Origin of the sequence: Klebsiella sp. 141153, assembly GCF_032601995.1 — a bacterium.
Taxonomy (GTDB): domain Bacteria; phylum Pseudomonadota; class Gammaproteobacteria; order Enterobacterales; family Enterobacteriaceae; genus Klebsiella; species Klebsiella aerogenes.
Window position 1 is genome coordinate 478,302 of the sequence record NZ_JAQIRJ010000001.1, and the last position, 23,704, is coordinate 502,005.

Here is a 23,704-nt window from a genome sequence, read left to right on the forward strand (position 1 = left end):
CTATAGTGTACAGACTTTGAGGCTTGCTATGTCCATCCGCCATGCCAGTAAAGACGATTGCGCGGCGATCGCCGAAATCTATAATCACGCCGTACTGCATACCGCTGCCATCTGGAATGACAAAACCGTCGATACCGATAACCGTATTGCCTGGTTTGAAGCCCGGCAGATTGCCGGTTATCCGGTGCTGGTGAGTGAAGAAAACGGCGTCATTACCGGGTACTCCTCGTTCGGCGACTGGCGCGCATTTGACGGTTTCCGCCATACCGTTGAACATTCGGTGTATGTCCATCCCGATCATCAGGGTAAGGGGATCGGCCGCAAGTTGTTAGTCGCGCTTATCGCTGAAGCGCGACGCCTGCGTAAACATGTGATGGTAGCCGGAATTGAATCCCGCAATAACGCTTCGTTGCATCTGCATGAAACCCTGGGATTTATCACCAGTGGGCAGATGCCGCAGGTGGGGACTAAATTCGGCCGCTGGCTGGATCTGACCTTTATGCAGCTGCAGCTCGACGATCGCCTGGATCCGGACGGCGAGGCATGAATCAGTCGCTCACCCTTGTCTGCCTGATAGCGGCGGGTGTCGGTCTGGTGTTGCAAAACACCCTGATGGTCCGCATTACCCAATCCGCCTCGACGATTCTTATCGCCATGTTGCTCAATTCGCTGGTGGGAATTGTTATTTTTGTGACTATTTTGCTATTGCGCCACGGCGCGGCAGGTTTTCAGGAACTGGCGCTGAATATCAAATGGTGGACCCTCATCCCCGGCCTGCTGGGATCGTTTTTCGTCTTCGCCAGCATCAGCGGTTATCAAACCGTAGGGGCGGCGACGACCATTGCGGTACTGGTGGCCAGTCAGCTGGTAGGCGGGTTGATTATTGATTTGATTCGCGCCCACGGCGTGCCGATTAGGGCGTTAATCGGGCCAGTATGCGGGGCGGTGATGCTGGTGGTCGGCGCCTGGTTGGTGGCCAGGCGCCAGTTTTGAACTCACCCTTAAAGGATCTCGCCGCCTTTGGTTAACTGTTCGCGGCGCGCTTCTTGATCTTCATGATGTTGACGCCCGTGATGGGCTATCGCCGTGCGCAGGCGCTGCTGCTGGGTATAGCGTTCTTCACGGCCCAGTTCAGCATCATCGCTTAACGCAATCAGTAGCTCGTTCATATGGCTAATCACGCCCCCGGCAATGGTCTCATCGACCCTGGCAATGACATCGTCCAGATGGGCCATCCTGCTCTCCTTTTTGATCAATTCAGCTTCGCTTTGGAAAAATCGCTTCCCATCAGACTCACGCTGTAGCCGCTGACGTTGCTGCGGGTGGCGTAGAAAGTTTTACCCGTCGCCAGCGTGATCCACGGCGCCTGCTGATAGAAAATTTCCTGAGCCTGTTGGTAAAGTTTGGCGCGCGCCTGCGGATCGCTTAGCAGAAGCGCTTTTTTCACCAGCGCATCATAGGACTTATCGCACCAGCGCGCCACGTTAGAGCCGGTTTTGATATTATCACAGCTTAACAGCGTGCCGGCGAAGTTGTCCGGGTCGCCGTTATCGGACATCCAGCCAAACAGCGCGCTATCATGCTCGCCCTTGCGCATCCCGGAAAGGTATTCGCCCCACTCATAGCTAACGATTTTCGCTTTAATGCCGACCTTGCTCCAGTCGTTCTGAATCATTTCAGCGACACGCTTCGAGTTCGGGTTATACGGACGCTGTACCGGCATCGACCATAGGGTCACTTCTGCGCCCTGCTCCAATCCCGCTTGCTTAAGCAGCTCTTTCGCCTTCTGCGGATTGTAGTCGTAATCCGGTAAATCCTTCTTGTAACCGAGCATATTGGCCGGGATCGGCGATTTCGCCACGTTGCCGGAATCAAGGAAGACCGCTTTCACAATCGCCTGTTTGTCGGTGGCGTAGTTCAGCGCCTGACGTACCAGCACGTTATCAAACGGTTTCTTTTCAGTATTAAATGCCAGATACCCCACGTTCAACGCTTCCACCGCGTGTAGCGTCAGATCTTTATTCCCTTTAATCACCGGGAACTGTACCGGCGATGGTGCGGGAATAATCTGGCATTCATTGGTCTGCAGCTTAGCCAGACGAGTCTCAACGTTCGGCGTAATCGAGAAGATCAGATGTTTAGTCGGCACCTCGCCTTCCCAATAGTGCGGGTTGGCAATATAGCGGATTTGTGAATCCACTTTGTACTGCTGGAGCGCGTACGGGCCGGTGCCAATCGGCCAGCTATCGACGTATTCCGGCGTTCCTTTTTTCAACATCGCATCGGCATATTCCGCAGAAAGAATCGAAGCGAAGTCCATTCCCCAGTCGGCAAGAAACGCCGCGTTGGGCTCGCTCAGCACAAACTGAACGTGATAATCATCGATCTTCTTCACTTCTTTAATCAGCTTATCAAGACCGACGTCGTGGAAATATTCATAATTGCCCTGCGACACGTTGTGATAAGGATGCTGCGGATCCTGCTGGCGCAGCACCGAGAACAGCACATCATCCGCATTGAAATCGCGGGTCGGCTTAAAGTATTTATTGCTGTTGAACTGCACGCCTTTACGCAGCGTAAAGGTCCAGGTTTTACCATCCGGAGACACTTTCCATTCGGTCGCCAGCGACGGAATCGGCGTGTTTTTAAGCGGGTCAAAGGTAATCAGGCGGTTATAGAGCACCTGTGAGCTGGCAACGAATGAAGGGCCAGAGCTGGCGATTTGCGGGTTAAAGGATTCCGGCGAGGCTTCCGAGCAGTAGACCAGCGTGTCGTTGGATGCCGCCCACGCGGCGCCGGCCGGTAACAGCGCGCTTAAAGCCAGCGCAAGTAGTGATTTCCCTGTAGACATGGTTATAAACCTTATAAATTTGTTATATGCCTACTAATAACAGCACAGCGGAATACAACCAGCAAATAATGAATCGCTATTAGATTCACACTTTAACTCATAAGGTTAGCGCTGTTTGCTTTGCTTAACGTCACTATCATCAGCGACTCCCGCACCGGTACGACAAAATGATTATTTACGACTAAGATCCAATCGCGTGCCGCATTGTCCCATTTCAGTCAAAGGAGCGTTACATGACGAATTCGATTTATCAGCCTATCACTCTCAACGACCCGCGGTTGTTGCAATTTGCCGAAGAGTTGAATCCTGGCGCCAGTCCAATCTATCTCCCGGTTATTGATAAACCGGGGCCCGAGGGAAACGCCTACTGGAACGTCAGCGCGGCGATCGAACAGGTCGGTGGAAAAATGCTGCTGGGCTGGGAGATAAACTACTGGCCGGGCTGTTTTCTGGTCGCAACGCATCACGCCGCCTTACAGGCCGACGATGGAGGGATTTATGATGTAACCCGACGTTCGCCAGCGGCGGCAGTACCCACCGTTAATCTATTCGTTCCCGACGACTCAATTGCTATTGATCTTGATAAAACGCCGGCCGTGAAATCACGATTTCATATATTACATTCCGCCGCGCAAATTACGGACTATCTCAGGGCTTATGACAATCTCAACGCTTTTGAGAAAAAGCTAAGCGATAGGCTTTATGAGATCGGCTATCGCTGTGAAACAAATAAAGCGTTGGCGAGCGGCGTCGTCGGCACAACGCCTGCCTTCGTGGAAGGCTGTTCGGTCGATATTGACGAAATAAAAATGAATATTTCCGAGTTAAGCTGGATTTTAAAAGATAAAATTAAAAGACTAAAACAATATTCTGACGCGCTACAGGAACAGCCATTACATTAACTATCCTCTGTGGGCTGTGGCGAATAGATTGTGTTTGCTGCGGCCCATGTTCGCCGTTCTCATTATTGTACTAAGTTGTGACCCGCTGAGAAATCTGCAAAAAAATTGTGCGATAACCGCCCTTTCGCCGCTACGCAATGAGGTAAGGCGGTAGACTCGACGCTCCGCAGACCAATGAGGTTACGCTAATGACAATAACCTGCAGCTTATATAGCGGCGGCCGCTGGCACGATGCCGAAGGTCACGCCACTTTCACTCGCCGTTATCCGCAACATAGCGAGATAGCCTCTACCGCCGCAGCGGCGAGCATCAATGACGCTCGTCGCTGCGCAGAAGCAGCCGCCGCCGCATTCCCCTCATGGCGCGACACCATCCCCTCCGAACGTCGCCGGCTGTTGTTGGAAGCCGCCGAGCAAATGCAGCGTAGAGAGGCGAAATTTATCGCTACTATGGCGGCGGAGACCGGCGCGACAGCGCACTGGGCCGGATTCAACATACACCTGGCGGCAAATATTTTGCGTGAAGCCGCGGCCTTAACCACGCAAATCGAAGGTCAAATTATTCCCTCCAACGTGGCCGGCAATCTGGCGATGGGTGTACGTCAGGGGGCCGGCGTGGTGCTGGCTATGGCGCCGTGGAATGCGCCGCTCATTCTGGCGACCCGTGCCATCGCCACGCCGCTGGCCTGTGGCAATACGGTTATCCTTAAGGGCTCGGAACTCTCACCGGCGACGCAAAGCTTAATCGTCGATGCCCTCGCGGCGGCGGGATTTCCCGATGGAGTAGTGAATTATCTTACCTGCTCGCCAGCCGATGCGCCTGCGCTGGTGGAGACGCTGATTGCTCACCCAGCCATACGACGGGTCAATTTTACCGGTTCAACGCCAGTGGGGCGCATTATTGCCCGCACCTGCGGAGAGCATCTGAAACCTGCGATACTTGAACTGGGTGGCAAAGCGCCGCTGTTAGTCCTGGATGACGCAGATTTACAACAAGCCGCGGCTGGCGCGATTTTCGGCGCTTTTGCCAACGCCGGACAGATTTGTATGTCGACCGAACGCATTATTGTCGATGAGAGCATCGCGGATGAGTTCGTCGCATTAATCAGCCAACGCGCTTCCGCACTACCTTCTACGCTTCTCGGCCCGGTGGTCGATTTGAAAACGGTACAACGCTGCAACGCGTTGATTGATGATGCGCTAAGTAAAGGCGCACATTTACTCTGCGGTGGAAAAGCGGAGTCGACGCAGATGCGCGCCACCCTGCTGGATGGCGTGACGCGTGAAATGCGAATATGGCATGAGGAATCTTTTGGCCCGGTCAAATCGGTGATCCGGGTTAACGGCGAGGAAGAGGCTCTGGCCGTCGCGAACGATAGCGAGTACGGGCTGGCGGCAGCGGTTTATAGCCGCGATAGCGCCCGCGCCTGGAATGTAGCGCAAAACCTGCAAACCGGTATTTGCCATATTAACGGCCCTACCGTACATGATGAAGCGCAGATGCCGTTCGGCGGCTGTAAATCGTCCGGCTATGGCCGCTTTGGCGGGCGCGCCGGGATCGCTGAATTCACCGAGCTTCGCTGGATAACCATGCAAACTCGCCCGCGCGAATTACCGTTCTGATTTACCGCGATGCTTTCAGACCAGCCCGGCAATCGCGCGCGCCAGCGCGGCCGGGTTTTCCCATGCCATCGAATGCCCCGCCTGTGGTATGACAGCCAATGCGATACCCGCAGTTTCGACGTCTTCCGCTTCCTGTGAGGGTAGCGATAAACTACCGTAGATAAGCGTTTTACGGCATTGCAGGTGAATAAAACGCTCAAACCACGAGGGAGAAGCGCCTACTACCAGGCTGGTAGCTCCCCGCCATAACGCCCACGGTGCGCTATTTTGTAGGCAACCTTTCCATGGGGACGTTTCTGCCGCCAGCATCGACTGATAGCCGTTGGCGATAAAATCATCTTCCGTCTGCCCGGCGATTTTACAGCTATAAAATCCCCCACCAGCATAGAGATTGGGCTCGGCGACAATTAAGGCCTCAACGCGTTTGCCCAGCCGCTGCGCTGCCTCAATAGCCACACTGCCCCCCATACTATGGCCGTAGAGAATGCAGCGGCTGACCTGCAATTTGTTCAGCCACTCCACAACGACCGCAGCCTGGTCAGCAATTCGGTAGCCAAATTGAAGCGGTTTATCGCTGTAACCATAGCCTGGAAGATCAATTAGTAAGGCCCGGCGCCCATTCAATATAGGGTTAGAAACCACTGGCGGGTAATCGTATGAAGAGGCGCAACCTAACCCATGAATGAACACAATAGGGTCCCCCTGGCCTTGGAAATCAAACCAACGGACCGTTGCGCCGGCTAAATGCGAATAGAAGCTGTTCATCAGATGGCATCCTTATTATTTTTAACTGTATTTATATACAGCCATCAAGATAATTAGGCCAGCCATTTCTGTTGTTCAGAAAAGTGAAACCAGCAACGCCATAGGAAAGCTGAACGGCCATGTCGCACCAATCAACAGCGCTGCCAGCAGCCGAATGCAGCGGCTTTCCTTAGTTAAAAACCAGCTTATCAACGCACAAATACAGCCCATTACGGCATAAAAAACCAGCATCTTCTGGTATAAAGTCATTTTTTCCTTCCCTGTCAGACATCGCGCAACACGCGTTATCCTGTCCCGCACCACTTAGTACGTCAGAGATCAATACTTCACAAAACAAGCAACTGCAAAGACCATGGAAAAACGGTTGATTCAGTGTTGTCCGATAGCGCAACTCTACGCCACCGACTATAAATGTAGGGGCTTACTCATAAAGGTGGCGTTATGGATGTTTCCAGCAAAACCGTAATTCTGATTAATGTCGGCGCAGCGCTTGCGCTTATTAGCCTGTTATCCGTTCGTTTTGGTTGGTTTTAGTAATTTTTCAGCAACTAAACCTAAAAAAGCAGCCTCAACGGCTGCTTTTTTTATGATTTAATTGTCGCGCGTTTCCCGTCGGCTTTCTGTTGAAGCACTACAATAGTCTTAAGACTTTCCGGGTTATATGACGGCAAGAAATTAAGCTTTTCGGTATCCCACTCGACCGCTGCACAAACCCCCTCTGTTGCCCCCAGGCTTTCACAGCCGCGAATTCGCTGGGCAGGGAGATTGTCGTAAAGCATTGCGCTTACGCCGATGAGTAACAGGATAAATGCTAGCTTTTTCAAAACCAATTCAACGTCAGAATAACAAATTATGTAAAATTTTCTCATGAGCGAGGCGAAAAAGTCAAATCGCCTACACGCTAACAACTGTCCCGTGGCGATCTCATCCAGAATTTAACATTATGGCTACAATCATTCCCTTCCTGGAGAGCATTTCTGAGAAGTGCGATCCGTTATGTCCCCCTTCTGCTAGCGAGAGGAAATTTATTTCATTGGAAATAACAAAATGATCTGGCAATCCGCATACCGGATTATGGATAGCTAACTATACTTGGCTTTTATGAGGTGAGAATTTTCTTAAATTAGCGACTTCCGATAATCAGCAATCGACTGCTCAACCTTATGGTTAATGCGGACTGTAGATTTCCAGGTGTTATTTTGTGCTCTATATTCCGGTAAGTGAAAGAAATTATTATTTGCAAACTTACGAACTTCCGCATAGGTTCATTACTATTAGTTATAACGTTTTTGCTTTTCCTGTTACTTATTTTTGAGGTCGCTTATGTCAGGAATACTTGCCCTGCTAATGGCTTTAGTCTTATTGGTGATCGCAATCTACAGTCTTATCTCTTATATTCGTGAGCGCCGCCACTCGGGCCTGCCATCAAAAAAAGACAAACATTGATTATTAAATCGGCATAAAAAGTCGATACGCAAAAAAAATCCCCGCATCATCCTGCAGGGATCAACAATTAATAGCATGCATAGTTGTTTACACCCCATCCGGCGCTTATCTCCGGCACTCACAATGGCTTAGCTCTTGAAGGGGTATAAGAATACTCTCATATTACCCCTTATCTTTTTTAACATTTATTGCTATTGCAACTATTAGCGTGGTAATGCTGCCGGCACGTTAATATTCAATGTTTCACCATTACATGACGAACCACCGTGTAGTCCTCCAGGCCATACATCGACATGTCCTTGCCGTAACCAGATAGCTTCTGTCCGCCGTGCGGCATTTCGCTAACCAGCATGAAATGGGTATTAACCCAGGTGCAACCGTACTGCAAACGCGCGCTCAGGCGATGGGCGCGGCCCACGTCCTGCGTCCACACCGAGGAGGCAAGCCCATATTGCGAATCATTAGCCCAGGTTAATACTTGTTCCTCATCGCTAAACGGCGTCACGCTAACTACCGGGCCAAAAACTTCGCGTTGTACGATAGCGTCATCCTGCTGTGCGCCAGCCAACAGCGTGGGCTGGAAATAGTAACCACTCCCCGCCGCGCGGCTGCCGCCGGTTACCACTTTAATATGCGGTAAGGCGCGCGCAGCGTTGACAGCCGCTGTCACCCGTTCGAGATGCGCAAGCGAACTGACCGGCCCCAGTTCCGTGGATGGATCGTCCGGTTGCCCCATTTTCAGGCTGGCCACGGCCGCGCCTAGTTTTTCAACCAGCCGATCGTAGACGCCTTGTTGCGCGTAAATACGGCAAGCGGCAGTACAGTCCTGACCGGCGTTATAAAAACCGAAAGTACGAATGCCCTCGACGACGGCATCGATATCGGCATCATCGAAAACAATGACCGGCGCTTTACCGCCCAGCTCCATATGGGTGCGTTTAATCGAATTCGCCGTGTGACCAATAATATGAGCGCCGGTGGCAATCGAACCAGTCAACGAAACCATACGTACTTTACTATGGCCGGTGAGCGGATCGCCAACAGTTGGGCCCCGGCCGAAAAGCACGTTGATAACGCCGGCCGGGAAAATGTCTTTTGCAAGTTCCGCCAGCTTCAAGGCCGTCAGTGGGGTGATTTCCGAAGGTTTAATCACCACGCAGTTACCGGCCGCCAGCGCGGGCGCCAGCTTCCACGCCGCCATCATTAGCGGATAGTTCCACGGCGCAATCGAGGCCACTACGCCGACCGGGTCGCGGCGGATCATTGAGGTGTGCCCCTCAAGGTACTCCCCAGCAGCCATTCCCGGCAGGCAACGCGCGGCGCCGGCGAAGAAGCGAAATACATCGGCAATCGCCGGCATTTCATCATTGATAACGCAATGTAGCGGTTTACCGCAGTTTAAAGACTCCAGTTTGGCGAGCGTTTCTGCATGTTCAGTAATCACATCCGCCATTTTCAGCAAACATTCGGCGCGGGTTTTCGGCGTTGTCTGGCTCCAGCTGACAAACGCACGATCTGCAGCATTGACGGCGGCATCAACCTGCGCCTCGGTCGCCTCCGCAATCTCAATAATCGTTTCGCCATTGGCAGGATTGAATACCGGCAGCACCTCGCCTTCCCCCGCCACTAATTGACCGTTTATCAAAAGGTTATGTTGCATAGCATGATCCTGTAAAGTGTATTATTTTCCGCTTTCGGCGTTATTCTCACCGTCACGGGTTAGCCACCAGGCCCCCAGGATGGGTACAGTCGTCACTAACATCACCAACAGCGCGACCACGTTGGTGACCGGTACATCGCGCGGGCGCCCCAGTTGATTTAACAACCACAACGGTAACGTCCGCTCATGTCCGGCGGTAAAGGTAGTGACGATAATTTCATCAAAGGACAGAGCGAATGCCAGCATCCCGCCCGCCAGCAGTGCCGAACCCAAATTGGGCAGCACCACGTAACGGAAGGTTTGCCAGCCTGTAGCGCCAAGATCCATCGATGCTTCCACCAGACTCCATGATGTCCGGCGAAATCGGGCAATGACGTTGTTAAACACCACCACCACGCAGAAGGTCGCGTGACCCACCACGATGGTTAGCAAGCCAGGCTCAAGATTGACGGCTTTAAATGCCGTCAGCAGCGCCAGGCCGGTAATGATGCCGGGAAGTGCAATAGGTAATAGCAACAGCAGCGACACGGCATTCTTACCAAAAAACGAACTCCGCCACAGCGCGCCGGCAGCGAGAGTGCCCAACACCAGCGCAATCCCCGTGGATAAAGCGGCGATTTTAAGTGACAACGTCACTGATTCAATGATATCTGCGCGAGCGGCAGCCTCGCTGAACCAGCGGAGCGTCAGCCCTTTCGGCGGGAAGCTGAAAGCGGCATCCTCTGTATTAAAGGCGTACAAGGCGATAATCAGCAGTGGAAAATGGAGAAATACCACTCCGCCCCAGGTGGCGATTTTGAGAAACAACGGTGCGCGTTCAGAGTGCATCAAACGCTCCCAGGCGCTTAACAAACGCCAGATACAGTGCAATAAGAACAATCGGCACCAACGTGAACGCCGCCGCCATCGGCATATTGCCAATCGCGCCTTGCTGCGAATAAACCATGTTGCCGATAAAGAAACCGGGCGGTCCCACCAGTTGCGGCACAATAAAATCGCCAAGGGTGAGGGAAAAGGTAAAGATAGAACCTGCCGCGATACCCGGTATGGCTAAAGGCAGTACCACGTAGCGGAAGGTTTGTTGCGGTCGAGCGCCTAAATCGGCGGAGGCCTGCAGCAGCGACGGCGGCAGGCGTTCCAGCGCCGCCTGTACCGGCAGGATCATGAACGGCAGCCAGATATAGACGAACACCATGAATCGCCCGAGCCCGGAGGTCGATAAGGTATTGCCGCCGACCGCCGGGATGGTCAACACCATATTTAACACGCTCTCCAGACCAAGGTGGCCGAGAAACCATTGCGCCACGCCATCTTTCGCCAGCAATAGCGTCCAGGCGTACGCCTTAACGATATAGCTGGCCCACATCGGCAACATCACCGCGATATAAAAGAAGGCTTTCATCTTGCCGCGGGTATAACGCGCCATATACCACGCCATCGGCAACGCCAGGATTGCGCTGGCAATAGTCACGCAGATGGCCATCACCAGGGTACGGACAATGATGTCGTAGTTGGCGGGATTAAACAGCGCCTTCAGGTTAGCGAGCGTCAAATCCGTGGTGACCGACATCGTAAAGTCATCAAAGGTATAGAAGCTTTGCCACAACAGCGTCAGGAGCGATCCCAGATAGACAATCCCAAACCACATCAACGGGCCCAGCAGCAGTAAAAACAGGCCCAATGACGGTTTTCGCCAGAACAGCCCTGACATCCTCCCGGTCGTTGGTTGTACAAGCGCCATCGTCATCTCAGCCTCCGCTTTCCAGGGAGACCATCGCCGAACGCGACCAGCCGGCCAATACCTGTTGCCCCAACCGCGGCGCGTTCAACGCCGCCCCGCCATCAACGTTGGCCTGGCTGACTAGCAGCTTTTCGCCCGCTGCAAGTTTCAGTTCAATACGCGTTGATGCCCCCTGAAACTGCACCGCCTGCACGGTCCCCTGAACCTGAATATCACCGCCGCCATTCAGTCGAATATGTTCAGGACGGAGTGACCATGCGCCAGCCACCCCGCATAGGCGCTGCGAAACTTCTGGGGTAAAAACGTTAGCGGTGCCGACAAATCCGGCGACAAAGGCGGTTTTAGGCTGTAAATAGAGCGAGTGCGGCGAATCGACCTGCTCAATACGGCCATTGTTAAACACCGCCACGCGATCGGACATCGACAGCGCCTCACCCTGATCGTGAGTAACAAAAATGAAAGTAATACCCAGCGACTGCTGAAGTTTTTTTAGCTCTACCTGCATCTGTTCGCGCAGTTTTAAATCCAGCGCGCCAAGCGGTTCATCTAATAACAGCACACGAGGTTGGTTGACCAGCGCGCGGGCAATGGCGACCCGTTGCCGTTGACCGCCGGATAGCTGCGAAGGCTTGCGAGCGTGCACAAACCCAAGCGCCACTTTTTCTAAGGCTTCCTGGGCGCGAAGCTGACGTTCTTTTTTGCCCACGCCTTTCACCATCAGCCCATAGGCGACGTTGTCGATGATCGACATATGCGGAAATAGCGCGTAATCCTGAAAAACCGTATTGACGTCACGCTGCCAGGGCGGTAATTCGCTGGCCTGCTGACCAAAAATACGAATCGAACCGCCGGATAGCTGTTCGAAGCCCGCGATTAAGCGCAGGCAGGTGGTTTTGCCGGAGCCTGACGGCCCCAGCATGGAAAAAAACTCGCCATCGCGAATGGCGATACTCACGCCATCCACCGCGCGTACGTCACCATACAAACGCGAAACGTCATCAAACTCTACCGCGTACGTCATGTTCAGTCTCCAGGCGCTTAGCGGCCACCCATAATCGCGATATAGTCCTGGGTCCAACGGCTATAAGGAACATACTTTCCGCCTTCGGCAATCGGCGTTTTCCAGAACGCAATCTTGTCGAATTGGTTGTAACCGTTGGTTTCACAGCCTTTGTCTCCCAATAGCGTACTGGCTTTACAGCCCTGCGGCACCACGGGCAGCGATCCAAACCAGGCGGCGACATCGCCCTGTACTTTCGGCGTCAGCGACCAGTTCATCCACTTATAAGCGCATACCGGATGCTTTGCCTCACTATGCAACATCGTCGTATCGGACCAGCCGGTCACGCCTTCTTTTGGGAAGACGGTAGCGATGGGCTGACCTTCACCTTTCAGACCATTGGCCTGATACGGCCAGGAGCCCGAGGCAACCACGCCTTCGTTTTTAAAGTCGCTCATCTGAACGGTTGCATCGTGCCAGTAACGGTGAACCAGCGGATGCTGATCCTGCAGCACCTTCAACACCGCCTGATACTGCGCTTCGGTGAGTTCATAGGGATCGTTAATTCCTAACTGCGGCTGCGTTGCTTTGACAAATAGCGCAGCATCAGCGATATAAATCGGACCATCATAGGCCTGAACTCGCCCCTGGTTGCTTTTTCCGTCCGGTAGATCTTGTTTGACGAAAACCACTTTCCAGCTATCAGGCGGCGTCGGGAAGGTTTTAGTGTTGTACATCAGCAGGTTCGGCCCCCATTGATAGGGCGTGCCGTACACTTTATCGCCGACGTTAAACCACGCGCCTTTGGCAACTCGCGGGTCAAGCGTTTTCCAGTTTGGGATCAGCGCGGTATTAATCGCCTGTACACGCTTGCCCATGATAAGGCGCAACGAGGCGTCGCCGGAGGCGGTCACCAGGTCGTAACCGCCCTTCGCCATCAGGCTGACCATTTCGTCTGAAGTGGCGGCAGTCTTCACATTAACCTGGCAGCCGCTCTCTTTTTCGAATTGGCTTACCCAGTCATAATTCTTATCCGTCTGACCGCGTTCGATATAACCCGGCCAGGCAATAATATCGAGCCGCCCTTCTCCTTTATCCAGCGAAGACGGCGGTTCAGCGGCTTGCGCTGTCAGCACAACCATACTCAGCGCGCACAGGCTGCCACGGGCAAATTTTTTGCTCATTTGAACTTACTCCTGTCAGAATAAAAGTAGCGGCAGCCGTGCCGTAAAAATATCTCCCTTAATAAGGGTAGACGGCGGCCTGCGGGGCTCTGGGGAAATTTCCTCAGGTTGTGACCAGGTGCGCATTCCGCAAAAATCGCCACCACGATTCGATAATATGGATTATAGACAAGGAGTTATGGCAGGGGGATGAGTATGCATATTCCCTATGACGACCCGGTGCTGGTGGATATTTTAAACTGATTAATGAATACAAGAATGAAGTGGATAAATTGCCGGAAAAATAAAAACCGGCAATTAAAAAAAGCGATGAATAAGCTAAGACAAAAGTTGACGTATAAGTTCGCCGAGCCGTTTGACTCCCTGCTCTTCTTTTTCTCCCCAGCCCCAGGCGGTATTAAAACGGAAAAATGAGGTCCAGTTAGCGGTGGTAGAAAACATTTTACCCGGCGCAATACTGATGTTATCCCGTAACGCCAGAGCGCTGAGTTCGCCAGCATCGACGCCAGCGGGCAGCTCCAGCCACAGGAAATAACCGCTGTCGCTATGATGAATTTTGACCTCGGCGGGTAAAAAACGCAGTAGCGCTTGCCAGGCCAGCTGTTTCCGCTCGGCAAGCTGTCGCCGCAACCGGCGTAAATGCGCGTCGTAACGTTTGGTCGAGAGATAATCGACCAGCGCCAACTGCATCGGCGAACTGGTAGATAGCGTACTCATCAGCTGTAACTGCTGAATACGGCGGGCATGCCTGCCAGCGGCAACCCAGCCGATACGAAACCCCGGGACAAGGCATTTTGAAAATGAGCTACAGTGCAGCGTCATCTCATCACGATCCCAGTACTTTGCGGGTAGCGGTTTTTCCCGACCAAAGTACAACTCACTGTAAACGTCATCTTCAATCAACATGACGTTGTAGCGTGTCAATAGCGCCACCAGTTGCGCTTTTTTGTCTGCCGTCAGCGTAAATCCGAGCGGGTTCTGGCTATTGGTCATCAGCCAGCAGGCTTTGACCGGGTAGCTCTGCAATGCCTGTTCCAGCGCCGCTAAATCGATCCCCTCTTTCACATCGCTGGCCACCGATAGCGCCTTAAGTCGCAACCGTTCGAGCGCCTGCAGCGCGCCGTAAAAACATGGATTTTCGACGACGACCCAATCGCCGGGCTCAGTCACCGCCTGCAGGCTGAGGTTCAACGCCTCCAGCGCACCGGCGGTAATGACTATCTCATCCGGCGATACGTTCATTCCCTGCAACGCATAACGCCGGGCAATAGCATGACGAAGCTCATCGTTGCCCGGCGGCAAGTTCTCGATCACGCTCATGGCGGTGGCGGTTTTACTCACTTGAGCCAGCGAACGATTTAGCTGCTGCAAGGGAAACAGACGCGGGTCGGGAAAAGCGGAAGCAAAAGGCAGCATCGACGCCTGGCGGCTCGCCTGCAGGACGTCGAAAATATAGGTGTTGATATCAACCGACTCATTGCGCGTCACTTGCGCGGGAGGCTCAGGCTGGCGCTGCTTCACCGGCTGCGGCGCCACATAATAACCGGATTGTGGACGAGCGATAATCCGTCCCTGGCTTTCCAGTAACTGGTAGGCATGGCTGACGGTCATAAAACTCATTCCGCTGCTGACAACCTGTTCGCGTAAGGAGGGCAGCCGATCGCCGGGTTGCCAAACGCCAAGCGCGATCTGTTCAGTTAACTGTCGCGCAAGCTGCTGATACTTTTTCATTACCGCATCCACTTCATCAACGGGATGCCGTATCTTATAACAGATGGTCAAAAATGGCAGGTTTTAAAAACTGATATACCTGACTGATGCCACTGAGCGAGTATCTCATAGCACGGCAAGTGGTGATCTTGCCGCTGAAAGAACATGAAATTGTATTATCAATGATGAATTATTCGCATTTGAGGATAGCAATAAAGTATCAGGCAAGTCCGCAAGTTAGAAAAAATATGAATGATGCGCACGACGTATCGATGCCAACTCTAATCGTTTGAACATAGATACGCTTTATTTCTCATGTTGTAAAACAACGATTAAATCAGCCCGACCGATAAATTCATCACACATCTAAAAATGAAGTGATTTCATGCCGGGATAATAGTAGCTCAAATAAGCAGATAGACTCCGCCGCCCACGGCAAGCCAAAAAATGCTCATGATCAACAATGAGATAAGTAAACTTCGCAGGCCTTTCTTTGACAAACTCTCTCCCTTTCTTTATCAATTAATATATTAAAAAATAATGGATATCAAATTCACATAATGAATACGGATATTTAAGAGATAAACTTGACGGCAAAACATAACGCCATCACAGGCTAGCAGAATAATTAACAAAAAACAGCGCAAGTCATAAGGAAAATCGTAAATAAAAGTGTGAAGTATAACTGATATAAATTCACAATACGAAATTGATTATTTATGATGACATGAAAATTAACTTCACAAATATGAAACATCAAGAGAAAGAATAACAATCCGCAACTGTTATCATAAAAAAGCGCTTTTCTGCGTCTGCTATCACACCTCTCCCCCCTCTAAAATTGCGCAGAATCAATTTTGTTGTGGAGCCTTGCATGTTCGGTCTTGATGCATTTCATCTGGCGCGGATCCAATTCGCCTTTACCGTCTCATTTCATATCATCTTTCCAGCAATCACCATCGGTCTTGCCAGTTACCTGGCGGTACTTGAGGGATTGTGGTTAAAAACAAAAAATCCTGTCTGGCGCTCGCTGTATCATTTCTGGTCGAAAATCTTTGCCGTCAACTTTGGTATGGGAGTGGTCTCAGGGCTGGTTATGGCCTACCAGTTCGGCACAAACTGGAGCGGTTTTTCTCAGTTCGCCGGCAGCATTACCGGCCCATTGCTAACGTATGAAGTCCTTACCGCGTTCTTCCTGGAGGCCGGTTTCCTTGGCGTGATGTTATTTGGCTGGAACCGTGTCGGCCCCGGCCTGCATTTTTTCGCCACCTGTATGGTGGCGCTTGGCACCATTATTTCCACGTTCTGGATCCTGGCCTCAAATAGCTGGATGCAAACACCGCAAGGTTTTGAAATTGTTAACGGCCAGGTCGTACCCGTAGACTGGTTCGCCGTTATCTTTAACCCTTCTTTCCCTTACCGCTTATTCCATATGTCCGTTGCTGCGTTTCTTAGCAGCGCGTTATTAGTGGGCGCATCCGCCGCATGGCATTTGCTGCGCGGCAACCAAACCCATGCCATCCGCGCCATGTTCTCAATGGCGCTATGGATGACGCTGATTGTCGCCCCCATCCAGGCATTAATCGGCGATATGCATGGGCTTAATACCCTGAAACACCAACCGGCGAAGATTGCCGCCATCGAAGGCCACTGGGAAAATCCGCCCGGCGAACCGACGCCGCTGCTGCTGTTCGGCTGGCCGGACATGCAACAAGAGCGCACCCGCTACGGGTTGGAGATCCCCGCCCTCGGCAGTCTGATTCTTACCCATAGCCTCGATAAGCAGGTACCGGCGCTGAAGGAATTCGCCCCGCAAGATCGCCCTAACTCAACCATTGTCTTCTGGTCATTTCGTCTGATGGCCGGTCTGGGAATGCTGATGATATTGCTTGGCGCCATTGCGCTGTGGCTGCGCTATCGCCAGCGTCTGTATACCTCAAAACCTTTCCTGCGCTTCGCGTTATGGATGGGGCCTTCCGGACTGATTGCTATCCTGGCCGGCTGGGTGACAACCGAAGTTGGGCGCCAGCCATGGGTCGTCTACGGCGTACAGCGCACCTCCGAGGCCGTATCAGCTCACGGCGATCTGCATATGACCATTAGCCTGCTGGCCTTTATTGCCGTCTACAGTTCGGTGTTCGGCGTCGGTTATAGCTACATGCTGCGCCTGATCCGCAAAGGACCGCAGGAGCAGACACCGGCGCCAACAGGTACGCCCGCACGTCCGCTTTCTGCCGTTATGGATGGTTTTCAGCATAAGGAGTCCCGCTAATGGGTATTGATTTATCGGTTATTTGGTTTGTTATCATCGTGTTCGCCACGCTGATGTACATCGTCATGGACGGTTTCGACTTAGGGATTGGGATTCTGTTTGTTACCGTACGCGGCGATGAAGAGCGCGACGTGATGGTCAACAGCGTCGCCCCGGTATGGGATGGCAATGAAACCTGGCTGGTGCTTGGCGGCGCAGGTCTTTTCGGTGCCTTCCCGTTGGCCTATGCGGTGATTATCGACGCGCTGTCGGTACCCTTAACCCTGATGCTGATCGGCCTTATTTTTCGCGGCGTGGCCTTCGAGTTTCGCTTCAAAGCTACCCCTACGCACCGTCCTTTCTGGGATAAAGCTTTTCTTGGCGGATCGCTACTGGCGACATTCACCCAGGGCATGGTCGTTGGCGCGGTCATTCATGGTTTTCCGGTCAGCGGTCGCAGCTTTAGCGGCGGAATGTGGGATTGGTTCACGCCATTTACCCTTTTCTGCGGCCTCGGCCTCACCGTTGCTTACGCGTTGTTGGGCGCCAGTTGGTTGGTGATGAAAAGCGAGAATCCGTTGCAGAATACCATGCGCAGAATTTCACGCTTTCTTCTGCTGGCCTTACTGGTGGCGATAGCCGCGATTAGTCTGTGGACGCCGCTCTCTCTGCCGGCTATCGCCGAGCGCTGGTTTAGCCTGCCGAACCTGTTTTACCTGCTGCCGGTGCCGCTACTGGTTATCGCCATCAGCGCCTGGTTATGGCGCACGCTTGGGAAACGCGACGCTCACGTCCTGCCGTTTATATTGACGCTGGGATTAGTCTTTCTTGGCTTTAGCGGGCTTGGGATCAGCATTTGGCCGAATATTATCCCGCCGGGGATTACGTTGTGGCAGGCCGCGGCGCCGCCGCAAAGCCAGGGCTTTATGCTGGTTGGCGCGCTACTGATTATTCCCGTCATTCTTGGTTATACCTTCTGGAGCTACTACGTATTCCGCGGCAAAGTTCAACCTGGCGAGGGATATCACTGATGGAGAGATCATGGATAAAACGTTTGCTATGGCTGGTGGCCATATGGGGGGCTAGCGTGCTGGCGCTGGGCGCCGTCAGCATGATTTTCCGCCTGCTGATGAACGCCGCCGGGCTTCGCGCCTGATAAAAGAAACTGTTTCTTAGCCTGGCGCTTGACGCGTCAGGCTTTTTTTTCATCATTCTTCAGCCGCGCCTGACAAAGCCTTGCGCTTCTTTGATAACCAGGCAAAAAAGCCGATATTAAATCAACCATATTACTCATGCGTTATCTATTGATATGGAAAATGATATGTGGCGAAAATTTTTGACAGCGGTTGTGTTGATGTGCGGGTTATTGTCCGGCCATGTGTTAGCCCAGCGTCAGGGGCATGAATATTTCCCGGTGCAAAGCCTCGAACAGCAGTTACTGCACGAGGCTGATTGCGATGAGCTACGCAGCCAGGCTGAGGAGACCGCCAGCTCGCTGCGCGAGCATCATCACCGGCAGTATGCGCGCAAAGCAAAGGCGCATAACGGCCCGCTGTGAGAACGGCCCTTACGCGCCTTTACGCTTGGGCAACGTTTTCATCAGCTCGTCCGGGCTAACGGAGGCGACGATGCTGCCCGGATGCGGCATCTTGAGGATATGATTTTTGATTTTACCCACCACGTGCATTTCGCACGGGCGACAATCAAATTTCAGCGTCAGGACTTCATCACCGTGGATCAGCTGCATCGGCGTCGCCTTCCAGCTTTTAATCGAGCCTTTAGCCTGCTTCGGACATAGGTTGAAGGCAAAACGCAGGCAGTGCTTGGTGATCATCACCGGTACGTCGCCCTTCTCTTCATGAGCTTCATACGCCGCATCAATCAGCTGTACGCCGTAACGCTGATAAAAAGCGCGCGCTTTGTGGTTATAAACGTTCGCCAGAAATGACAAATGCGTTTCCGGATACACCGGCGGAGGTACGGAGACCGGTTTACGCGTACCGCGCTGCCAGGCATCGAGGCGCGCCTGATCGAGCATCTCTACCGTTTCGCGGCGAAGTTGGTTGAGCATACTGTTCGGTACAAACAGCGCCGGCAGATTAATCTGCACATCACGCGGGTAGTAAATAGTCTGCCCGAGCTTCGCCACGCCATCACGCAGATTAGCCAGCGCTTTTTCCGCCTGGGTCGCTTCGGCAAATTCGCCATCCAGCGTATGCGTGACGCTGACGCCGTCTTCACAGGTCATGGTCAGCACCAATTGTTCCTGCCAGCCGCTCAGCGCGATATCAACCGCAATGCGACGCTCGCTGGAAGTTTTCAGTAGCGCCTGCTGCCAGTTATGGTCGAGGTTACGATTAAGCGCCTCATGCGGACGTACTTTATGCAGGTCTGCCGGCATTTCGTTTGGCCAGACGCGATAACGGTTTTCCCCCGTTTTCTCCACCGTATTGGCGCGGAAGCCGACAACTTCACGTTTGATCATGACATTCAGACCGTCGCCGTTAGTCAACGCGTCGGTCACTTCGACATCGAGATAATCTTTTCCGACTTTTAATACTTCGCCTACCGGCAGACCGATAAACTTCGGCGAATCAAACGCGCCGATATCGCCCTTACGCGCGTTAACAAAATAGTCGGTGCTGCCGCGATGGAACGTTTTATCGGTAGACGGCACGAAGAAGTGCTCGGTGCGCCCGGCGGAAGAACGCGCGAGATCGCCGCGGTCTTCAATAATACGATCCAGCATCTGACGATAGTGAGCGGTGATATTTTTCACATAACTCATATCTTTATAGCGCCCTTCAATCTTAAAGGAGCGCACGCCGGCGTCGATCAATGCCGCCAGGTTGGCAGTTTGATCGTTATCTTTCATCGACAATAAATGTTTTTCATAAGCCACGACGCGCCCCTGATCGTCTTTCAGGGTGTAAGGCAGGCGGCAAGCCTGAGAGCAGTCGCCGCGGTTGGCGCTACGTCCGGTTTGCGCGTGAGAAATATAGCACTGGCCGGAATAGGCAACGCACAGGGCGCCGTGAATAAAGAACTCGATAGTCGCGTCGGTATTGTCGTAGATCGCTTTAATTTGATCGAGGTTGAGTTCGCGAGCCAGAACAATCTGGCTGAAGCCTGCATCAGAGAGAAACTTCGCCTTCTCGACGCTGCGAATATCGCACTGGGTGCTCGCATGCAGCTCGATTGGCGGCAGATCCAGCTCCATTATCCCCATATCCTGCACGATCAGCGCATCGACGCCGGTCTCGTACAGATCGGTAATCAGACGTTGCGCGGGTTCCAGTTCATCATCATGAAGAATGGTATTCAGCGTCACAAACACCTTAGCGCCAAAGCGATGCGCAAACGGCACCAGGTTGGCGATATCGCTCAGGCTATTACTGGCATTATGCCGCGCGCCGAAGCCCGGCCCGCCGATATAGACCGCATCGGCGCCGTGTAAAATCGCTTCACGGGCGATCCCGGCATCGCGGGCGGGACTAAGAAGTTCAAGATGATGGTTTTGCAGGCGCATACGCTCGTCGTTATCCGTTATAGGGGGTCGAAATGGCGGCTATTGTAGTCAGAACTGAGCGCAGACGAAAACATTTTCCGCCGCGCCCGCACAGCGAATTTGCAGAAATCGGCAAAGCATTGAAGAAAAAGCTATTTCTCATGAAAACCCGGCAAGGTTACAGTGGCTGCGTATTCCGGATTTTCCTCGTCACGTTGTGAATTTTAGTCTCAGTCATCTTGATTGGCCGCGGATTAGTCCGCGGCTTTTTCTTTTGGATAATGAATCAGCGAATGAAAGTGCGCCGTCTGCGCGCCGCTATTGCGGTAAGCGTGCGTCAGGTCGCCGGCAAAGCGCCGCCCTTCTCCCGCCTGCAATGAATGCCACTGCCCCTGCAGACATAAATCCAGCGTACCGCTAATGACCACCACATGTTCAATGACGCCGGTCTCATGCGGCGTCGATTCGCTCAGCGCGCCGGGGGCGAGGGTAATCGAAAAATGGTCAAAACGCAGTTCGGGATCCCATGGGAAGATGGGCGTCACCACCATCGCCTGCTGCTGCGGGTCGAAGGCGGCGGGCGCTGCGGACTCATCAGCGACAATAAAAGTCGAAAACGCCACATTGAGGCCGGTGGCTATCTTCCACAATGTCGCAACCGTTGGGCTCGATTCATTACGTTCGATTTGCCCGAGCATCGCCTTTGATACTCCGGTTTCTTCCGCCAGCCGCGACAAACTCCAGCCGCGCTGCTGACGCAGGCTTTTCAGCGTCAATGCCAGATGTTGGGCAATATTCATTGGTGCTCCTCGTCATTTTCTTGATATTACCAGTTGTACGCTATAACGCACAATGCTACCTTCGTCGTATGTTATAACGCACAAGAGGTGTTCATGCGCTCCTTTACCCTTCCCATCCCCACGCTGCTCGCGGGATTTGTCGCCGTGCTGGTAGGCTACGCCAGCTCCGCCGCCATCATTTGGCAAGCGGCCGCCGCCGCTGGCGCCGACGCCGGGCAAATAGCCGGTTGGATGACCGCCCTTGGCCTGGCGATGGGCGTCAGCACGCTGGTATTAACGTTATGGCGGAAAGTCCCCATCCTCACCGCATGGTCAACCCCAGGCGCGGCTTTACTGGTCAGTGGATTACAGGGAGCGACGCTGGCACAGGCGGTGGGAATATTTGTTTTCGCCAACGCGCTGATCCTGCTATGTGGCGTGACGGGACTGTTTGCCCGCCTCATGAAAATCATTCCGCATTCGCTGGCGGCGGCAATGCTGGCGGGGATCCTGCTACGCTTTGGTCTGCAGGCATTTGGCAGTTTGCAGGATAATCTCCTGCTATGCGGCGGGATGTTCGCCGCCTGGCTGTTATGCAAAGCGCTTTATCCACGTTTTGCGGTGGTCGCGGCATTAGCGGCAGGTGGGGTCATCGCCCTGCTAACCGGCGCGCTGTCACCAGTGGCAAACGATATGGTTTTTGTTGCTCCGCAGTGGATTACCCCGCAGTTCACTCCTTCGCTGTTACTCAGCGTCGGTGTACCGTTTTTTCTTGTCACCATGGCTTCGCAGAATGCCCCGGGGCTGGCGACTATTCAGGCATCAGGCTATCGGGTTCCGGTCTCGCCGCTTATCGTATTTACCGGCGCGCTGGCGCTGCTATTTTCACCATTTGGCGTCTATTCCGTATGCATCGCCGCCATTACCGCCGCGATCTGTCAAAGTCCGGATGCGCATCCGGATGCGGATAAGCGCTGGCTCGCCGCAGCGGCGGCCGGTTTTTTTTATCTGTTAGCGGGTCTATTTGGCGGTTCGATAACCGCGCTAATGGCGGCGCTGCCGCCGGTGTGGATCCAGATGCTGGCGGGGCTGGCATTGTTGGGAACCATTAGCGGCAGTCTCTATCAGGCGCTGGGGCATGAGAGCGAACGCGATGCCGCAGTCGTAACATTTTTGGTCACCGCCAGCGGCGTTACCCTTGCAGGAGTCGGCTCGGCCTTTTGGGGGCTGGTCCTCGGCGGTATCAGCTATGCGCTATTAACCGCGCTGCGCCGCGCGTAGCTGGCTTGGCGTAAGACCCGTGGCGCTTTTTACCCGATGACTAAAATGGCTGGCGGAGCTAAAGCCACAGGCTAACGCTATCTCGGTCAACGGCTGCTGAGTATGGCAAATCAGATGTTGCGCCTTGAGCATCCGCCGCTGCATCACATACTGGTGCGGCGCCATATTCATTGACTGGCGGAACATCCGTGCAAAATGGTATTCGCTAAGCGACGCCTGGGCGGCCAGATCGGCGAGCGTTAGCGGCTGCTCGAGGTGCTCCTCAATCCACGCCAACAGATTACGCAACAGATGCGGCGCCAGGCCACCGGTAACGGTCGGCAACCGCCACTGGACGTTCGAATAGTTTTGGATCAGATGCGTCAACAGCAGCGTACTGGCCGAGCTTAACAGCAGTTGATTAGCCTGCTGGCGCCAGTCGTTGTCGAGCAGAAACTGACGATAGACCGCCGTAATTTTGTCATCGCTGGCAAAGGTCTTTTCCTGCAAGGTGAAAGAAGCAGGACTGCGATCCCAAATTTGCTCGCCGACGCGGCGCAGGTGTTCATCAGTGCAATAGAGATGAACGAACGAAAGATCGCCGCGAATATCCCAGGTGCTTTCATCGCCCTTCGGCATCAGACAAAAACGATCCGGCCCGCCGCCGTTCTTCCAGCCGTAGGGCGTTTTTTGGTAGCTTTCGTAACCATCGGCGACATACAGGCTCAACGTGTGGTGGTCGCTGCGCACCGTGATTCGATCGAGGTCGTTGTACCACGCGGCAAGCTGGATCCCGGAATTGAGTTCTACGGTCCCCCGCAGCACCGCATTTTGTTGTTGTAATGTTTCGAACGTCCCGTATGCCATAGCCTTCACATCGTTTTTAATCCGCAGACCTCTAGTCTATAAATTGTCCTCTACGCTTACCAGCATTGACCATGAGCTTGTGAAAAATAAGCGCAAGATTTTGCAAGTCGGCAACAAAAAGGTGACAGCGCTTTGCCCGGAAAAACCGCACACTCACG

Annotated in this window: 24 protein-coding genes; 11 read left to right on the forward strand and 13 right to left on the reverse strand. The window is 53.3% G+C overall.

All coding sequences use genetic code 11. From position 1 onward, the window contains the following. Positions 1-28 precede the first annotated feature (28 nt). Positions 29-547 (forward strand): GNAT family N-acetyltransferase, encoded by a 519-nt coding sequence (locus tag PGS10_RS02340; protein WP_047048742.1) that lies wholly within the window; start codon positions 29-31, stop codon positions 545-547. Beyond that, the gene (locus PGS10_RS02345; protein ID WP_316422361.1) at positions 544-993 is read left to right on the forward strand and encodes a DMT family transporter; all 450 of its coding nucleotides are present in this window, start codon (positions 544-546) and stop codon (positions 991-993) included. Before PGS10_RS02340 ends, PGS10_RS02345 begins: the two co-directional genes overlap by 4 nt. An 8-nt stretch (positions 994-1,001) precedes the next feature. Here PGS10_RS02345 and PGS10_RS02350 read toward each other — a convergent pair whose 3' ends face one another. Both PGS10_RS02350 and PGS10_RS02355 read right to left on the reverse strand, forming a co-directional pair. Then, positions 1,002-1,235, reverse strand: coding sequence for a YdcY family protein (locus tag PGS10_RS02350; RefSeq protein WP_047048747.1), 234 nt, complete (start codon positions 1,233-1,235; stop codon positions 1,002-1,004). 17 nt (positions 1,236-1,252) lie between these two features. Continuing rightward, complete coding sequence (locus PGS10_RS02355) at positions 1,253-2,851, reverse strand: ABC transporter substrate-binding protein (protein WP_063416022.1); 1,599 nt, start codon at positions 2,849-2,851, stop codon at positions 1,253-1,255. 233 nt (positions 2,852-3,084) lie between these two features. Between PGS10_RS02355 and PGS10_RS02360 the strand changes: the two genes are divergently transcribed. Together PGS10_RS02360 and PGS10_RS02365 are read left to right on the forward strand one after the other, a co-directional pair. Further along, positions 3,085-3,753: a hypothetical protein gene (locus PGS10_RS02360; protein WP_063416024.1), complete on the forward strand. Its 669-nt coding sequence runs from the start codon at positions 3,085-3,087 to the stop codon at positions 3,751-3,753. A gap of 188 nt (positions 3,754-3,941) precedes the next feature. Beyond that, on the forward strand, positions 3,942-5,375 hold the full coding sequence (locus PGS10_RS02365) for an aldehyde dehydrogenase (RefSeq protein WP_316422362.1): 1,434 nt from the start codon (positions 3,942-3,944) through the stop codon (positions 5,373-5,375). A 15-nt stretch (positions 5,376-5,390) separates the two neighbouring features. Here PGS10_RS02365 and PGS10_RS02370 read toward each other — a convergent pair whose 3' ends face one another. Next, complete coding sequence (locus tag PGS10_RS02370; protein WP_045394028.1) at positions 5,391-6,140, reverse strand: alpha/beta fold hydrolase; 750 nt, start codon at positions 6,138-6,140, stop codon at positions 5,391-5,393. A gap of 75 nt (positions 6,141-6,215) precedes the next feature. Next, positions 6,216-6,389: a GhoT/OrtT family toxin gene (locus PGS10_RS02375; protein WP_015366412.1), complete on the reverse strand. Its 174-nt coding sequence runs from the start codon at positions 6,387-6,389 to the stop codon at positions 6,216-6,218. Between the two features lie 192 nt (positions 6,390-6,581). Between PGS10_RS02375 and yncL the strand changes: the two genes are divergently transcribed. Beyond that, positions 6,582-6,674, forward strand: coding sequence for a stress response membrane protein YncL (gene yncL / locus PGS10_RS02380; protein WP_064571558.1), 93 nt, complete (start codon positions 6,582-6,584; stop codon positions 6,672-6,674). 789 nt (positions 6,675-7,463) lie between these two features. Next, on the forward strand, positions 7,464-7,586 hold the full coding sequence (locus tag PGS10_RS02385; RefSeq protein ID WP_072251384.1) for a small membrane protein: 123 nt from the start codon (positions 7,464-7,466) through the stop codon (positions 7,584-7,586). 235 nt (positions 7,587-7,821) lie between these two features. On the opposite strand, the gene patD is transcribed toward PGS10_RS02385, so the two are convergent. From patD to PGS10_RS02415, 6 genes are all read right to left on the reverse strand, one after another. Further along, on the reverse strand, positions 7,822-9,246 hold the full coding sequence (gene patD / locus PGS10_RS02390) for an aminobutyraldehyde dehydrogenase (RefSeq protein ID WP_045394023.1): 1,425 nt from the start codon (positions 9,244-9,246) through the stop codon (positions 7,822-7,824). A gap of 21 nt (positions 9,247-9,267) precedes the next feature. Continuing rightward, on the reverse strand, positions 9,268-10,074 hold the full coding sequence (locus PGS10_RS02395; protein WP_045394020.1) for an ABC transporter permease: 807 nt from the start codon (positions 10,072-10,074) through the stop codon (positions 9,268-9,270). Beyond that, on the reverse strand, positions 10,064-10,993 hold the full coding sequence (locus PGS10_RS02400) for an ABC transporter permease (protein ID WP_045394017.1): 930 nt from the start codon (positions 10,991-10,993) through the stop codon (positions 10,064-10,066). Before PGS10_RS02400 ends, PGS10_RS02395 begins: the two co-directional genes overlap by 11 nt. A 1-nt stretch (position 10,994) precedes the next feature. After that, complete coding sequence (locus tag PGS10_RS02405; RefSeq protein WP_316422365.1) at positions 10,995-12,008, reverse strand: ABC transporter ATP-binding protein; 1,014 nt, start codon at positions 12,006-12,008, stop codon at positions 10,995-10,997. 17 nt (positions 12,009-12,025) lie between these two features. Further along, a complete protein-coding gene (gene ydcS, locus PGS10_RS02410; RefSeq protein WP_045394012.1) occupies positions 12,026-13,171 on the reverse strand; it encodes a putative ABC transporter substrate-binding protein YdcS in 1,146 nt (381 codons plus the stop codon). Positions 13,172-13,489: 318 nt separating this feature from the next. Beyond that, positions 13,490-14,902 (reverse strand): PLP-dependent aminotransferase family protein, encoded by a 1,413-nt coding sequence (locus tag PGS10_RS02415; protein WP_045394010.1) that lies wholly within the window; start codon positions 14,900-14,902, stop codon positions 13,490-13,492. Positions 14,903-15,755: 853 nt separating this feature from the next. Here PGS10_RS02415 and PGS10_RS02420 point away from each other — a divergent pair. The 4 genes from PGS10_RS02420 to PGS10_RS02435 all read left to right on the forward strand — a co-directional run bounded on the left by PGS10_RS02420 (position 15,756) and on the right by PGS10_RS02435 (position 18,690). Continuing rightward, positions 15,756-17,153 carry a cytochrome ubiquinol oxidase subunit I gene (locus tag PGS10_RS02420; RefSeq protein WP_316422367.1) on the forward strand — a complete coding sequence of 466 codons (1,398 nt, stop codon included), beginning with the start codon at positions 15,756-15,758 and terminating at the stop codon, positions 17,151-17,153. Next, the gene (gene cydB / locus PGS10_RS02425; RefSeq protein ID WP_047079084.1) at positions 17,153-18,163 is read left to right on the forward strand and encodes a cytochrome d ubiquinol oxidase subunit II; all 1,011 of its coding nucleotides are present in this window, start codon (positions 17,153-17,155) and stop codon (positions 18,161-18,163) included. The genes PGS10_RS02420 and cydB overlap by 1 nt, the downstream gene beginning before the upstream one ends. Continuing rightward, the gene (locus PGS10_RS02430) at positions 18,163-18,288 is read left to right on the forward strand and encodes a DUF2474 domain-containing protein (RefSeq protein ID WP_064571560.1); all 126 of its coding nucleotides are present in this window, start codon (positions 18,163-18,165) and stop codon (positions 18,286-18,288) included. The genes cydB and PGS10_RS02430 overlap by 1 nt, the downstream gene beginning before the upstream one ends. 165 nt (positions 18,289-18,453) lie before the next feature. Then, positions 18,454-18,690, forward strand: coding sequence for a DUF2554 family protein (locus PGS10_RS02435; protein ID WP_045394002.1), 237 nt, complete (start codon positions 18,454-18,456; stop codon positions 18,688-18,690). A 9-nt stretch (positions 18,691-18,699) separates the two neighbouring features. On the opposite strand, the gene PGS10_RS02440 is transcribed toward PGS10_RS02435, so the two are convergent. After that, complete coding sequence (locus PGS10_RS02440) at positions 18,700-20,661, reverse strand: peptidase U32 family protein (RefSeq protein ID WP_042897246.1); 1,962 nt, start codon at positions 20,659-20,661, stop codon at positions 18,700-18,702. Between the two features lie 233 nt (positions 20,662-20,894). Next, complete coding sequence (locus PGS10_RS02445) at positions 20,895-21,440, reverse strand: helix-turn-helix domain-containing protein (RefSeq protein WP_047048772.1); 546 nt, start codon at positions 21,438-21,440, stop codon at positions 20,895-20,897. An 87-nt stretch (positions 21,441-21,527) separates the two neighbouring features. Between PGS10_RS02445 and PGS10_RS02450 the strand changes: the two genes are divergently transcribed. Further along, entirely contained in the window at positions 21,528-22,700 is a 1,173-nt protein-coding gene (locus PGS10_RS02450; protein WP_264673710.1) for a benzoate/H(+) symporter BenE family transporter, read from the forward strand. Here the strand turns inward: PGS10_RS02450 and PGS10_RS02455 are convergent. Then, positions 22,677-23,546, reverse strand: a complete 870-nt coding sequence (locus tag PGS10_RS02455; protein ID WP_047038408.1) for a helix-turn-helix domain-containing protein — start codon at positions 23,544-23,546, stop codon at positions 22,677-22,679. The genes PGS10_RS02450 and PGS10_RS02455 overlap by 24 nt on opposite strands. Between the last annotated feature and the right edge of the window lie 158 nt (positions 23,547-23,704).